The sequence below is a fragment of the [Enterobacter] lignolyticus SCF1 genome (genome assembly GCF_000164865.1).
Lineage (GTDB): Bacteria > Pseudomonadota > Gammaproteobacteria > Enterobacterales > Enterobacteriaceae > Enterobacter_B > Enterobacter_B lignolyticus.
The window spans coordinates 4,536,015-4,549,564 of sequence record NC_014618.1; the positions used below are offsets into that span (position 1 = coordinate 4,536,015).

A 13,550-nucleotide genomic window follows, 5' to 3' on the forward strand; every position below is an offset into this window, starting at 1 on the left:
ACGGCCGCCCTCAGGCGCTTTTACCGTCATTAAAGATAGCCAGTTCGTCCCAGATGGCGTCGATTCTCGCCGTCACCTCGGGATCTTTTTTAATCGGACGACCCCATTCACGCTGGGTTTCGCCAGGCCATTTATTTGTGGCGTCCAGCCCCATCTTTGAGCCCAAACCGGAAACCGGCGAGGCAAAGTCCAGATAATCTATTGGCGTATTTTCCACCAGTACCGTATCACGCGCCGGGTCCATGCGGGTTGTTATCGCCCATATCACGTCGTTCCAGTCACGCGCGTTCACGTCGTCATCGCAGACAATCACGAACTTGGTATACATAAACTGCCGCAGGAACGACCAGACGCCCATCATGACGCGCTTGGCATGCCCGGCGTATTGCTTCTTCATGGTCACCACCGCCAGGCGATAGGAGCACCCTTCCGGCGGCAGATAGAAATCGACAATCTCCGGGAACTGCTTTTGCAGAATCGGGACAAACACTTCGTTCAGCGCCACGCCCAGCACCGCAGGCTCATCGGGCGGACGGCCAGTATAGGTGGAGTGGTAAATCGCATCTTCGCGCTGCGTCACATGGGTTACGGTAAATACCGGGAAGCTATCCACTTCATTGTAGTAGCCCGTATGGTCGCCATACGGGCCTTCCGGCGCCGTTTCACCCGCTTCAATATAGCCTTCCAGCACGATCTCCGCGCTGGCCGGCACTTCGAGATCGTTGGAAATACACTTCACAACTTCGGTTTTGGTGCCGCGCAGCAGCCCGGCAAACGCGTACTCAGACAGCGTATCCGGCACCGGCGTGACCGCGCCAAGAATGGTGGCCGGATCGGCCCCCAGCGCGACCGATACCGGAAAACGTTCGCCCGGATGCGCCGCGCACCACTCCTGAAAATCCAGCGCACCGCCGCGGTGCGACAGCCAGCGCATAATAAGCTTGTTGCGCCCGATGAGCTGCTGACGATAAATTCCGAGATTCTGCCGCTCTTTATGCGGCCCGCGGGTCACCGTCAGCCCCCAGGTAATGAGCGGCGCGGCGTCTTCCGGCCAGCAGGTCATTATCGGAATACGGTTAAGATCCACGTCGTCGCCCTGCATCATTTTCTGCTGGCACGGCGCGTTACGCAGGCGCTTCGTCGGCATATTCAGTACCTGCTTAAACTGCGGCAGCTTATCGAACAGGTCGCGGAACCCTTTCGGCGGTTCAGGCTCTTTCAGGAACGCCAGCAGCTTTCCGACTTCACGCAGCGCGCTGACATCCTCTTGCCCCATGCCCATGGCGACACGACGCGGCGTGCCGAACAGGTTGCACAGCACCGGCATGTCGAAACCCTTCGGGTTTTCAAACAGCAGCGCCGGGCCTCCCGCACGCAGGGTACGATCGGCAATTTCGGTGATCTCAAGATGGGGATCGACAGGCAGGGTGATGCGTTTAAGCTCGCCCTGTTGTTCCAGCAGTGTCAGAAAGTCGCGCAGATCGTGGTATTTCATGGAGTCAACAATAACCTCTTTGTAAGCGCTTCATTATACGGCCTTCAGCCGCGCTATGCTGTAATTTTGTTAAATTAGCGTGAAGTCTGAGAACATCCGCACAGGCAAGAATCGCCTTCGCTATCGCGGCGTGCTTTTGTTATGCTTGCTGCGAAATTTTGGAAAGAGTGATTATGCAAGCCTGGTATTTACTGTACTGCAAACGCGGGCAACTTCAGCGTGCCCAGGAACATCTCGAACGACAGGCGGTAAATTGCCTGACGCCTATGATTGCACTGGAAAAAATCATCCGGGGCAAGCGTACCACCGTCAGCGAGCCACTTTTCCCCAATTATCTGTTTGTGGAATTCGACCCCGAAGTGATCCACACCACCACCATCAACGCAACGCGCGGCGTCAGCCACTTTGTTCGCTTTGGCGCGCATCCGGCGCTGGTTCCCTCCACGGTGATTCACCAGCTTTCGATCTATAAACCGGAAGGTATCATCGACCCGCAGACGCCGCACCCCGGCGACAGCGTCGTTATCACCGAAGGCGCGTTTGAAGGGCTGAAGGCCATTTTTACCGAGCCCGACGGCGAGGCCCGCTCCATGCTGCTGCTCAACTTGCTCAACCAGCAGATCCTGCAGAGCGTGAAAAATACCGACTTTCGTAAGACCTGACGTTACATCGCCACGCCAAACAGCGTTCTCACGTTGTTATCCGTTTCCCCGGAAAGCCACTGCGCATCTTCACCCCGCCAGTGGGCAATTCGCGCCATAATATGCGCCAGATAAGCAGGCTCGTTACGCCGTGAGCCGGGCTTTGGCGTCATATCGCGCGGCAGCAGGTAGGGCGCATCGGTTTCCACCATCAGACGGTTTGCCGGGATGAGTGGCAGCATATCGCGCAGCGCCAGACCGCGCCGCTCATCGCACACCCACCCGGTAATACCGATATACAGCCCGTGGCGGAGGCAATCCTGAAGCTCGTCGCGGGTACCGGTAAAACAGTGCAGCACCGCGCCCGGCAGCTTATCAAGCCAGGGCGTCAGCAGCGCCATAAACCGTTCATGCGCGTCACGGCAGTGGAGAAAAACCGGCATCCCGCACTCTGCCGCCAGCGCCAGCTGAGCGCTGAACGCCGCCTCCTGCGCCTGCGGAGTGGAAAAATTACGGTTGAAATCAAGCCCGCACTCGCCGATGGCCACCACCTCAGGCGCCTGCGCCAGCGTGCGAATGCGCTGCTCCGTTTCCCGGGTCCAGCGGCTGCTGTCATGCGGATGCACACCCGCCGTCGACCAACAGCGCGCGTGGCGCTGCGCCAACGCCAGCGCCTGCTCGCTTTCGTGCAAACTGGTGCCGGTCAGCAGCATACCGCTCAGCCCGGCTGCAAAAGCGCGCGCCACGACCGCATCATGGTCGCGGGCAAACTGCGGGCTGGTCAGGTTTACGCCGATATCAAACATACAGACTCCCATACAACAACCGCCCTTTCGGGCGGCTGGCGATTATTCTTCTTTGGACTCCGTTTCGGATTCGCTGTCCTCTTCGGCATCGCGATCGCGCGACAGCCGTTTACCGGTATAGAAGCGCGAGAAGAAGATCCCCACTTCAAACAGGCAATACATCGGAATGGCAAGCAGCGTCTGCGAAAACACGTCCGGCGGCGTCAGCAGCATCCCGACCACGAACGCGCCAACCAGCACGTAGGGGCGCTTCTTACGCAGATCTTCCGGAGTCGTCACGCCCACCCAGCACAGCAGCACAATGGCGACCGGCACTTCAAACGACACGCCGAAGGCCATAAACAGCGCCATGACGAAATCGAGGTAACTGCGGATATCCGTCGACACCTGCACGCCGATCGGCGCCGTGTGGGTCAGGAAGCCAAACGCCAGCGGGAAAACCACGAAGTAAGCAAACGCCATACCGATATAGAACAGCAGCGTACTGGAGACCAGCAGCGGCACCACCAGGCGGCGTTCATGCTTATACAGCGCCGGCGCCACAAACGCCCACACCTGGTAAAGGATAACCGGCGCAGACAGGATGATGGAGACCATAAAGGTCAGCTTGATCGGGGTGAAAAACGGTGACGCGACGTCGGTCGCAATCATCGTCGCCCCTGCCGGCATATGCTTGATAAGCGGCGCCGAAACCAGCTGATAAATGTCATTGGCGAAGTAGACCAACGCCAGAAAAATCGCAAAGACCGCAATGATGCAGTTGATCAGGCGTTTACGGAGCTCAATCAAATGCGCGATCAGCGGTTGAGTATCTTCTACGCCCATGTTTACGGTTTATCACTCGATACGGGGGATGGTTCGGCAACCGGTGCCGTCGTCTTTACGGTCGCGCTAACCTTCTCGTCAGGCGCCGCCGCGTTTTGTTCCGTCGATACGGCTTCAGCTGCCTGCGCGCCGCCGTGAGCCTGAGGCTCCGACGCCGCAGGCGTCTTCTCCACGGCAGGCGGCGCGTTATCCGCTTTCGCCGCCGGGCTATGGATGGTATTGGCTTCGTCGCTCGCTTTTTCCGGATCGTGCTGCGTGTAGGAACGCTTCATCGACTCCGCCGCTTCACGCAGCTCATCCATAGAGGCTTTAAGCTCAGGGGTAAGATTATCCAGGCTGGCCTTTTCGACCTTTTTCAGGCTTTCCTGAAACTCCTGCAGTTTCAGCTCCTGTGCGAGCTCGTTTTGCACCGTCGATGCCAGCGAGCGCAGCGCGCGCACCCATCCCGCAACGGTCTTCACCGCAACGGGTAGCCGCTGCGGCCCAAGGACTATCAGGCCGATAATAAATACCAGCAGCAGTTCACTGAAACCAATGTCGAACACGAATTACACCTGCTCTTTGTCGTGGCGTTTTGCATCGTCTTTTTTGGCGTCATCCTGCTTTTCAGACAGTGATTTCGGTGGGAAATCAGCGTCCTGAGCGGATGTTTCCTTCTTCTCTTCGTCATCGCTCATGGCTTTTTTAAAGCCTTTGATCGATGCGCCCAGGTCAGATCCCAACGAGCTCAGCTTTTTCGTCCCGAAAAGCAGAACTACGATAACGACGATAATCAATAACTGCCAAATACTGATACCACCCATACATGTTCCTCTGTGCCAGATGATAAATTAACCATTGGCGTGCATGTTACACGCCTTCTTAATGATGATGCAAAAATCAGCGCCCTTTCCGCCAGCCGATAAACCACACCACCAGACCGCCCGCCATCAGCCAGGCGGGATGCATTCCCCACTCAGGACGATTGATCAGCAGTAGCGTACCGCTAAGCATCAGCACCGACCCGACGCCAAACAGATAACGGGACTGCCCCTGACGAGCAGGGTTGGCTTCCATTACGCGGGCGATTTTATCAATGCTCAGCTGCAGGTGTTTGCCCTGGCGCAAAGTGTCATAAATCAGCTCAGGAATTTCCGGCATTTTTTCGATCCAGAACGGCGCTTTCTCTTTTAACGCCCGCGCCAGCGCCGGAAGCCCTACCTGATCTTTAAGCCATGACTCGAGGAAAGGTTTCGCCGTCTTCCATAAGTCTAACTGAGGATAGAGCTGCCTTCCTACGCCCTCAACGTAAAGTAATGTTTTTTGCAGTAAAACCAGCTGTGGCTGAACTTCCATATTGAAGCGTCGCGCGGTGTTAAACAGATTCAATAACACGTGGCCAAAAGAGATTTCCGCCAGCGGTTTTTCAAAAATCGGCTCGCACACCGTACGGATGGCAAATTCGAACTCTTCAACGTTAGTATCGGCAGGAACCCAGCCGGAATCGACGTGCAGCTCGGCTACCTTGCGGTAATCGCGGTTGAAGAACGCAATAAAGTTTTCCGCCAGATAGCGCTTATCTTCTTTATTCAGCGAACCGACGATACCGCAGTCAATCCCGATATATTTCGGGTTTTCCGGGTGCTCGTAGCTGACAAAGATATTCCCTGGATGCATATCCGCATGGAAGAAGCTGTCGCGAAAGACCTGGGTAAAGAACACCTGCACGCCGCGCTCGGCCAGCAGTTTCATGTTGGTGCCCTGCTTCTCCAGCGTTTCGATATCCGATACCGGGATACCGTAGATACGCTCCATCACCAGCATGTTCTGGCTGCAGTAGTCGGAAAATACCTCGGGCACGTACAGCATGGGGCTGTTTTCAAAATTGCGACGTAGCTGGATGGCGTTCGCCGCCTCACGCAGCAGGTTCAGCTCGTCGATCAGCGTTTTTTCATATTCGCGCACCACTTCCAGCGGGCGCAGACGGCGACCGTCCGGCAGCAGGCGCGGCACCCAGCGCGCCAGGCGATAGATAAGCTTCATATCCGCTTTGATAACCGGCAGGATATCGGGGCGGATCACTTTGATAACCACCTCTTTGCCGTTTTCTTTCAGCTTCGCGGTATGCACCTGCGCAATAGAGGCGGACGCCAGCGGCTGAACGTCGAAATCATCAAACCAGCTTTCTACCGGAATATCGCCCATCGCCTTTTCAATCTGCTTTTGCGCCAGCGCGCCGTCAAACGGCGCAACGCGGTCCTGCAGCAACGCCAGCTGATCGGCGATTTGCGGCGGGAAAAGATCGCGGCGGGTGGAGAGCATCTGCCCGAATTTGATCCATACCGGCCCCAGCTCCTGCAGCGCAAGACGCAGGCGTTCGCCTAACGGCTGATGTTTATGGCGATTCGGCATCCAGAAGAGCATACGCCGCCAGACACGCAGCGGCAGCGTAATGCGAATTTTGGGAATGAGCTCGTCAAGCCCGTAACTCAAAAAGGTACGGATGATAAAATACAGGCGCCGAATTTCTCCTGGCGTCATTTCCCCTCCAGTTTTTCCAGTCGTTTGCTGAAGGCCTCTACGGCGCGTTCAACCGCTGCCGTCTCTTCGGCAAACCACGCGACTTCCAACGGCCCCGGCGCCATGCGCCACTCTTCGGTGATTGCTTCCGCAACATAGCGCTGCTGGCGCTGAAGACCGCGTTTGAGGAACATTGCGCCGCCCCGCAGCGCTTTACTGACGCCCTCGGCGGCGATATCGCCGGTGTAGGGCGCCAGCAGTTCGGCAGGATCGAATTCCGCCAGATCAGCGAGCGCGACAAAATTCTGTACGACCTGCAGATCGCCGTCGACTTCGAGATCGCCACTGCGGATAAGCGCCGTCAGCTGCTGTCGGTTGCGCAGCTGCGGCAGTACGCCAACGCGCGTCGTAACCGTGCAGTCGGCCTCACCTTCCCATGCGCCGAGCACGTCAATCTGCCTATCGCTGAACACCAGCACCAGCGGCGACGTGAACTCTTTCAACTCCACACGCAGCACTTTCCCCAGCAGCCGCTGGCGCGCCGGTTTCAGCGCGCGCTCGCGCCACAGGAAGGTATTCAGCGCGCTTTCAATACCTGCGGTCACTAAGGGTTGAAAAGGCATGATGCACTCCTGTCAGAACTTGTAGCCGCGATGCAGCGCCACAATGCCCGCCGTCAGGTTGTAGTAATCCACGCTGTCAAAACCGGCATCCTGCATCATCGCCTTCAGCGTCGGCTGATCCGGATGCATACGAATAGATTCCGCCAGATAGCGATAGCTTTCCGCATCGTTGGCCACCATTTCACCAATACGCGGCAGAATGTGGAACGAGTAGGCATCGTAGGCTTTGCTCAGCGGTTCGATAATCGGTTTGGAAAATTCCAGCACCAGCAGACGTCCGCCCGGCTTGAGCACGCGATACATGGAGCGCAGCGCTTTGTCTTTGTCGGTGACGTTGCGAAGACCAAAAGAAATGGTGATGCAGTCAAACGTGTTATCCGGGAAAGGCAGCGCTTCGGCGTTCGCCTGCACATATTCCACGTTGCCAACCACGCCGATGTTGCGCAGCTTTTCACGGCCCATTTTGAGCATTGAGTCGTTGATATCAGCAAGAACGACGCGGCCCGTTTCGCCAACCAGACGGGAAAACTTCGCCGTCAGATCGCCGGTTCCACCCGCCAGGTCGAGCACTTTCTGCCCGCGGCGCACGCCGCTGCAGTCAATGGTGAAGCGCTTCCACAAACGATGGATACCAAATGACATCAGGTCATTCATGACATCATACTTAGCGGCTACAGAATGGAATACATGTGCCACCATGTCAGCCTTCTGCGATTTGGCGACCGTCTGGAAGCCAAAGTGCGTCGTTTCTTGTGAATCCTCAACCATCTCAATGCCTGCTTATCCAGAAAATGTCCGTCGAGTGTAACAGATTGGGCGCGTTTACCCTATGGTTCAACCTTGCTGCGAAAAGCGAGGAGCAACGCCGCGCGGCGTATCAGGCGCGGTTAAGTCGCTGTCTTCATTTGACGCCTGAGCGTCGTGCAAGCGCGGCTCTTCCTCTTCCGCCGTGGCCTGCTCGACTAAATCGGGATTAATCTCGCGTTTAACCTCAACGCCAAGGCTGCGAAAGGACTCCGCCTGTACCAGCAAATTGCCACGGCCGGTGGCCAGTTTTTTCATGGCCTGCCGATAGTTGTCCTGGGCTTTGTCGAGGCTCTGCCCCATCGCCGACATATCATCAACAAACAGCCGCATTTTGTCGTACAGGCGGCTGGCGCGATCGGCGATCTGCTGCGCGTTGCGGCTCTGGTGCTCATAGCGCCACAGATTGGCTATCGTGCGCAGCGCCACCAGCAGCGTCGTGGGGCTGACCAGCATGATATTGTTTTTCAGCGCTTCGGTAATCAGCTCCGGCTGGCGGTCTATCGCCAGCAAAAACGCCGGTTCGACCGGGATAAACATCAGAACATAATCGAGGCTGCGCAGCCCCGGAAGCTGCTGATAATCTTTGCGACCAAGCAGCCGGATATGGTTGCGCAGCGAGGCGATATGCTCCTGCAGCGCGGCTTCCCGCACGTAGTCATCTTCCGCATTGAAGTAGCGCTCATAGGCCACCAGCGTCATTTTGGCGTCAATGACCACATCTTTGCCCTGCGGCAAACGGACAATGACGTCCGGCTGCATGCGGGCGCGAGCCTCGGTCTCAATACTGACCTGGGTCTGATATTCATAGCCTTCGCGCAGCCCCGACGCCTCCAGCACGCGGGTCAACACCACTTCGCCCCAGTTGCCCTGCGTTTTGTTGTCGCCCTTCAGCGCCTTCGTCAGATTGACGGCCTCCTGCGCCATCTGCGCATTCAGCTGCTGCAGGTTGCGGATCTCATGGGCCAGCGTGTGACGCTCCCTCGCCTCCTGGCCAAAACTCTCCTGCACCTGGCGGCGAAAGCCGTCCAGCTGCTCGCGCAGCGGCGTCAGCAGCCCATGCAGGCTTTGCCGGTTTTGTTCATCTACCCGTCGGTTGCTGTGCTCAAAGATGCGGTTGGCAAGGTTTTCAAACTGCTCGCTGAGGCGCTGTTCGCTGTTCATCATCTGGCGAATGTTGTCTTCGGCGTGCAGCTGGGTGGATTCCAGACGGGTGGAAACCTCGCGGAGATCCGCCTCCAACGAGGTGTTGATCTCACGCAGGCTGCGCAGTTCGTTGTTCAGCAGCGCGCACTCGTCGCGCCAGTGCTCGTTTTGCGCAAGCTGCTGCTTTACCGCGCTTAGCTCGCCAAAGATATCCCGCTGCTCGGCCAGCAAATCCGCCTGCTGCTGCGCATGACGGTAGCTTGCCGCCAGCCACCCGACCAGCATGGCCGCGAGCGCCACAACGGCATAAATAATGATAGAGATATCCACAACGCCCCCTGCATCAAGGTATTACCCGCACAAAATAGAATTGTGCTGTATAAACGTCCAGTTTGAAAGGAGTTTCCTGCGAGGCGCTACGCAAAAAGAAAAAGGCCGAACGCGTCGGCCTTAATGAGAAAGGGGTCGGTTAGAGCAGGCGACGGGCGGCTTCCACCACGATTTTCACCGCGTGGCTTTCCGTCTGCTTCATGGTTTCCGCGTTCGGAATTTCCTGCTGAGTGCGGTTAACGATAACGCCCGCCACCATACCGGCGCGCAGGCCCTGGCTTGAGCACATGGTCAGCAGCGTTGCGGACTCCATTTCGTAGTTCATGACGCCCATGGACTGCCACTCTTCCATGGAGCCTTTGAAGCGGCTTACCACACGACCAGAGAAGGTGTCATAACGCTCCTGGCCCGGATAGAAGGTATCAGAAGAGGCGGTCACGCCCACGTGGGTAGTTGCGCCAACGGCTTTTGCCGCGTCAACCAGCGCCGTGGTGCAGGTGAAATCAGCAACCGCCGGATATTCCATCGGTGCGAAGTGCAGGCTGGCGCCATCGAGGCGTACAGAGGCCGTAGTCACCAGCACGTCGCCGACATTGATATGTGGCTGAATAGCGCCAGTCGTCCCGACGCGCAGGAAGGTGCGAATGCCCAGCTGCGCCAGTTCTTCTACCGCGATGGACGTGGACGGGCCGCCGATGCCGGTGGAGCAGACAATCACCGGCTTACCGTCAAGCTCGGCGCGCCAGGAGGTAAATTCGCGATGCGATGCCAGTTTTACCGGCTTATCCATCAGCGCGGCGATCTTTTCCACACGCTCAGGATCGCCAGGGACGATAGCGAGCTGGGCCCCTTGTAAATCTTTTTTGGTGAGGCCGAGATGAAAAACATCAGACTTGGACATATAAAACTCCTCTGTGGGTCGATTTGTCAGCACAAGCAAAAAGGTACTTTACAGAAGCGACGGGACTATTTTCGTGACGCCCATCACCACCAATGAAAATGATTGCATTAATTTTCCATTAAATGATGATTTACATCACATTAACGAGCTATCCATTTCGTTCCTGCACAAAAGATAGCCCGTTTCTGGCACTGTGGATCGTTAACCTGCGGTCTATAGTTAACACTGCGCGACATGGCACAGTTTAGAAGGTACGGAGAATACCATGACTCAAAAAACGGGTTTTGCACCTGCGGCCTCTCCCCTGGCCTCGACCATCGTCAGTACCCCAGAAGACGCCATTTCCTCAGGAGAGACGTCGATCCCATCGCAAGGCGACAATATGCCGGCTTTCCATGCCCGTCCCAAACAGGCGACCGGCCCGCTGCCGGTGGTCATTGTGGTACAGGAAATTTTCGGCGTACATGAGCATATCCGCGACATCTGCCGCCGCCTGGCGCTGGAGGGCTATCTGGCGATTGCGCCGGAGCTCTATTTCCGTCAGGGCAGCCCCGACGATTATGCCGATATCCCCTCGCTGTTCAGCGGGCTGGTGTCCAAAGTTCCCGATGCCCAGGTGCTGGCCGACCTCGACCATGTCGCCAGCTGGGCATCGCGCAACGGCGGCGACGCCCATCGCCTGCTGATTACCGGGTTCTGCTGGGGCGGGAGGATCGCCTGGCTGTATGCCGCGCATAATCCGCAGCTCAAGGCCGCCGTGGCCTGGTACGGTAAGCTGGTTGGCGATAAATCGCTAAATTCGCCGAAACACCCGGTGGACATCGCCGTTGAGCTGAATGCGCCGGTGCTGGGCCTGTACGGCGGTCAGGATCCCAGCATTTCGCTGGAGAGCGTGGACACCATGCGTCACGCGCTACGGGCGGCCAATGCCCACGCCGACATCATCGTCTACCCGGAGGCCGGGCACGCCTTTAACGCGGACTACCGCCCGAGCTATCATGAAGAGTCGGCGAAAGATGGCTGGCAGCGCATGCTGGAGTGGTTTGCGCGCTACGGCGCCAAAAAATAAACCAAACAGGCCCGGTTGCCGGGCCTGTTTACCGCGACGGCCGCGGATTACGCCTGACGCAAATTCTGCGCCGCTTTCACCATGTTCGCCAGCGCGCTGCGGGTTTCCGGCCAGCCGCGGGTTTTCAGGCCGCAGTCCGGGTTCACCCATAGACGCTCAGCCGGAATACGCTGGGCGGCTTTCTTCAGCAGGGCTTCAATCCATTCCACGCTCGGGACGTTCGGGGAGTGGATGTCATAAACGCCCGGGCCGATTTCATTCGGGTACTCAAACTCTTCGAACGACTCCAGCAGCTCCATATCCGAACGCGAGGTTTCGATGGTGATCACATCGGCATCCAGCGCCGCAATAGAGTCCATGATGTCGTTGAACTCGCAGTAGCACATGTGGGTGTGGATCTGCGTGTCGTCTTTCGCCACCGCGGCGTTGATGCGAAACGCCTCTACGCCCCAGGTCAGATAGGCGTCCCAGTCGCTGCGCTTAAGCGGTAAACCTTCGCGCAGCGCCGGTTCGTCAATCTGAATGATGCCAATACCCGCCGCCTCCAGATCCGCCACTTCATCACGCAGCGCCAGCGCAATCTGCTTAGCGATGGTTTCACGGCTGACGTCTTCGCGCGGGAAGGACCAGCAGAGGATAGTCACCGGCCCGGTCAGCATGCCTTTTACCGGCTTGTCGGTCAGCGACTGGGCATACTTCGCCCACTCAACGGTAATCGCCTGCGGACGGCTGATATCGCCGATAACCACCGGCGGCTTGACGCAGCGTGAACCGTAGCTCTGCACCCAGCCGTTCTGGGTGAAGACGAAGCCGTCCAGATGCTCGCCGAAATACTCCACCATGTCGTTACGTTCCGCCTCGCCGTGCACCAGCACGTCCAGCCCCAGCCGTTCCTGCTCCACAATGGCCTGTTTGATGTGCGCGGCAATACCGGTGCGGTAGTTATTCGCATCCAGCGCGCCTTTTTTGAAGTCCAGACGCAGGCCGCGGATCTCCGTGGTTTGCGGGAAGGAGCCGATGGTCGTTGTCGGCCACGCCGGCAGGTTGTAGCGCTCGCGCTGGGCTTTCGCGCGCTGCGGATATGGATTCTGACGCTGGCTGTCCTGGGCGGTGATCGCCGCCAGCCGCTTCTCAACGGCGGCGTTATGCACACGCGCAGAGTGGCGACGGGCCTGAATCGGTTTGCTCCACTCGGCGATCGCCGCCGTCTCGCCGCCGTTCAGCGCATCGCGCAGCAGGGAAAGCTCATGGCATTTTTGCAGCGCAAAGGCGAACCAGCTCTTCACTTCCGCATCCAGACGCGTTTCCACACTGAGGTCGATCGGGCTGTGCAGCAGCGAACAGGACGATGCCACCCACAGGTCGCGCTGGCCGACGATGTCCTTAATCTGCGCGTATTTCTCGGTCAGATCCGCGCGCCAGACGTTGCGGCCGTTGATCAGGCCAGCGGAGAGCAGCCAGTCCGCAGGCAGGCGTTTGTGCAGCTCTGCGACGTCATCTTTACCGTGCACCAGATCAACGTGCAGGCCCTGTACAGGCAGAGAAGCAATGGTATCCAGGTTCGGCGTTATGCCTTCGAAATAGGTGGTCAGCAGCAGCTTCACCTGGCCGGCGAGCGCGTCGTACGCAGGCTTAAAGGCATCCAGCCACGCCTGCGGTAGCTCAAGCACCAGCGCCGGTTCGTCGATCTGGACCCACTCGATGCCGCGCTTCGCCAGCCCGGCCAGTACCTGCTGATAGACCGGCAGAATATCGCTCAGCAGGCTGAGACGGTCAAACGGCTCGCCTTTCACTTTCCCCAGCCACAGGTAGGTTACTGGCCCCAGCAGCACCGGTTTCACCCTGTGGCCCAGCGCCAGCGCTTCGTCTACTTCATCCAGCAGCTGGGTCCAGGTCAGTTTGAACTGCTGGCCCTTCGTAAACTCCGGCACCATGTAGTGGTAGTTAGTGTTAAACCATTTGGTCATTTCCGCCGCCGCCGCCGGTTCACCGCTCGGCGCACGGCCGCGGCCGATACGGAACAGGGTGTCGATATCCACGGAGCCGTCGTTGTTCTGATGACGAGCCGGGACGTTGCCGAGCAGCAGGCTGGTGGTCAGAACATGGTCGTACCAGGCAAAATCACCGACCGGCAGCAGGTCGATACCGGCATCCTGCTGCTGCTGCCAATGGCGAGCGCGCAGCTCGCGGCCGGTGGCCAGCAGCGCTTCACGGCTGGAATTGCCCGCCCAGTAGCTTTCTTGCGCTTTTTTCAATTCGCGACGCAGGCCGACGCGAGGGAATCCGAGGGTATGGTTTTTGATTGTCATGCGGTTGCCTCTTAAGGAATTCGTTATTTAGCCGTCCAGATGTTTACACATCCATAATCAGCAGGTACTGTATATTCCTCAAGCGCAATTTATTCATGCCGA

At 57.9% G+C, this 13,550-nt stretch carries 13 protein-coding genes; 2 read left to right on the top strand and 11 right to left on the bottom strand.

The window, feature by feature from the left end:
• Nucleotides 1-10: 10 nt before the first annotated feature.
• Nucleotides 11-1,495, bottom strand: a complete 1,485-nt coding sequence (ubiD, locus tag ENTCL_RS21020; protein WP_013368140.1) for a 4-hydroxy-3-polyprenylbenzoate decarboxylase — start codon at nt 1,493-1,495, stop codon at nt 11-13.
• A gap of 173 nt (nt 1,496-1,668) precedes the next feature.
• Here ubiD and rfaH point away from each other — a divergent pair, with 173 nt between their 5' ends.
• Nucleotides 1,669-2,157 carry a transcription/translation regulatory transformer protein RfaH gene (rfaH, locus tag ENTCL_RS21025; RefSeq protein WP_013368141.1) on the top strand — a complete coding sequence of 163 codons (489 nt, stop codon included), beginning with the start codon at nt 1,669-1,671 and terminating at the stop codon, nt 2,155-2,157.
• Between the two features lie 2 nt (nt 2,158-2,159).
• On the opposite strand, the gene tatD is transcribed toward rfaH, so the two are convergent.
• The 9 genes from tatD to udp form a co-directional block, all read right to left on the bottom strand.
• The gene (gene tatD, locus ENTCL_RS21030) at nt 2,160-2,942 is read right to left on the bottom strand and encodes a 3'-5' ssDNA/RNA exonuclease TatD (protein ID WP_013368142.1); all 783 of its coding nucleotides are present in this window, start codon (nt 2,940-2,942) and stop codon (nt 2,160-2,162) included.
• Between the two features lie 42 nt (nt 2,943-2,984).
• A complete protein-coding gene (tatC, locus tag ENTCL_RS21035; protein WP_013368143.1) occupies nt 2,985-3,767 on the bottom strand; it encodes a Sec-independent protein translocase subunit TatC in 783 nt (260 codons plus the stop codon).
• Between the two features lie 2 nt (nt 3,768-3,769).
• Nucleotides 3,770-4,312, bottom strand: coding sequence for a Sec-independent protein translocase protein TatB (tatB, locus tag ENTCL_RS21040; RefSeq protein ID WP_013368144.1), 543 nt, complete (start codon nt 4,310-4,312; stop codon nt 3,770-3,772).
• Nucleotides 4,313-4,315: 3 nt separating this feature from the next.
• Complete coding sequence (gene tatA, locus ENTCL_RS21045; RefSeq protein ID WP_013368145.1) at nt 4,316-4,570, bottom strand: Sec-independent protein translocase subunit TatA; 255 nt, start codon at nt 4,568-4,570, stop codon at nt 4,316-4,318.
• 76 nt (nt 4,571-4,646) lie between these two features.
• Complete coding sequence (gene ubiB / locus ENTCL_RS21050; protein WP_013368146.1) at nt 4,647-6,287, bottom strand: ubiquinone biosynthesis regulatory protein kinase UbiB; 1,641 nt, start codon at nt 6,285-6,287, stop codon at nt 4,647-4,649.
• The gene (gene ubiJ / locus ENTCL_RS21055; protein WP_013368147.1) at nt 6,284-6,889 is read right to left on the bottom strand and encodes a ubiquinone biosynthesis protein UbiJ; all 606 of its coding nucleotides are present in this window, start codon (nt 6,887-6,889) and stop codon (nt 6,284-6,286) included. The genes ubiB and ubiJ overlap by 4 nt, the downstream gene beginning before the upstream one ends.
• Nucleotides 6,890-6,901: 12 nt before the next feature.
• On the bottom strand, nt 6,902-7,657 hold the full coding sequence (gene ubiE, locus ENTCL_RS21060; protein WP_013368148.1) for a bifunctional demethylmenaquinone methyltransferase/2-methoxy-6-polyprenyl-1,4-benzoquinol methylase UbiE: 756 nt from the start codon (nt 7,655-7,657) through the stop codon (nt 6,902-6,904).
• A 66-nt stretch (nt 7,658-7,723) separates the two neighbouring features.
• Nucleotides 7,724-9,169: a DNA recombination protein RmuC gene (gene rmuC / locus ENTCL_RS21065; RefSeq protein ID WP_013368149.1), complete on the bottom strand. Its 1,446-nt coding sequence runs from the start codon at nt 9,167-9,169 to the stop codon at nt 7,724-7,726.
• A gap of 139 nt (nt 9,170-9,308) precedes the next feature.
• Entirely contained in the window at nt 9,309-10,070 is a 762-nt protein-coding gene (gene udp / locus ENTCL_RS21070; RefSeq protein ID WP_013368150.1) for a uridine phosphorylase, read from the bottom strand.
• A 265-nt stretch (nt 10,071-10,335) separates the two neighbouring features.
• On the opposite strand from udp, the gene ENTCL_RS21075 reads away from it, so the two are divergent.
• Nucleotides 10,336-11,139, top strand: a complete 804-nt coding sequence (locus ENTCL_RS21075) for a dienelactone hydrolase family protein (RefSeq protein ID WP_013368151.1) — start codon at nt 10,336-10,338, stop codon at nt 11,137-11,139.
• A 47-nt stretch (nt 11,140-11,186) separates the two neighbouring features.
• Here the strand turns inward: ENTCL_RS21075 and metE are convergent, their stop codons facing one another.
• Nucleotides 11,187-13,448, bottom strand: coding sequence for a 5-methyltetrahydropteroyltriglutamate--homocysteine S-methyltransferase (metE, locus tag ENTCL_RS21080; RefSeq protein WP_013368152.1), 2,262 nt, complete (start codon nt 13,446-13,448; stop codon nt 11,187-11,189).
• Nucleotides 13,449-13,550: the final 102 nt, after the last annotated feature.

Excerpts from the sequence above, each read along its gene's own strand:
- ubiD (WP_013368140.1), bottom strand. The coding sequence starts at position 1,495 with ATGAAATACCACGATCTGCGCGACTTTCTGACACTGCTGGAACAACAG.
- rfaH (WP_013368141.1), top strand. The coding sequence starts at position 1,669 with ATGCAAGCCTGGTATTTACTGTACTGCAAACGCGGGCAACTTCAGCGT.
- tatD (WP_013368142.1), bottom strand. The coding sequence starts at position 2,942 with ATGTTTGATATCGGCGTAAACCTGACCAGCCCGCAGTTTGCCCGCGAC.
- tatC (WP_013368143.1), bottom strand. The coding sequence starts at position 3,767 with ATGGGCGTAGAAGATACTCAACCGCTGATCGCGCATTTGATTGAGCTC.
- tatA (WP_013368145.1), bottom strand. The coding sequence starts at position 4,570 with ATGGGTGGTATCAGTATTTGGCAGTTATTGATTATCGTCGTTATCGTA.
- ubiB (WP_013368146.1), bottom strand. The coding sequence starts at position 6,287 with ATGACGCCAGGAGAAATTCGGCGCCTGTATTTTATCATCCGTACCTTT.
- ubiJ (WP_013368147.1), bottom strand. The coding sequence starts at position 6,889 with ATGCCTTTTCAACCCTTAGTGACCGCAGGTATTGAAAGCGCGCTGAAT.
- ubiE (WP_013368148.1), bottom strand. The coding sequence starts at position 7,657 with ATGGTTGAGGATTCACAAGAAACGACGCACTTTGGCTTCCAGACGGTC.
- udp (WP_013368150.1), bottom strand. The coding sequence starts at position 10,070 with ATGTCCAAGTCTGATGTTTTTCATCTCGGCCTCACCAAAAAAGATTTA.
- ENTCL_RS21075 (WP_013368151.1), top strand. The coding sequence starts at position 10,336 with ATGACTCAAAAAACGGGTTTTGCACCTGCGGCCTCTCCCCTGGCCTCG.
- metE (WP_013368152.1), bottom strand. The coding sequence starts at position 13,448 with ATGACAATCAAAAACCATACCCTCGGATTCCCTCGCGTCGGCCTGCGT.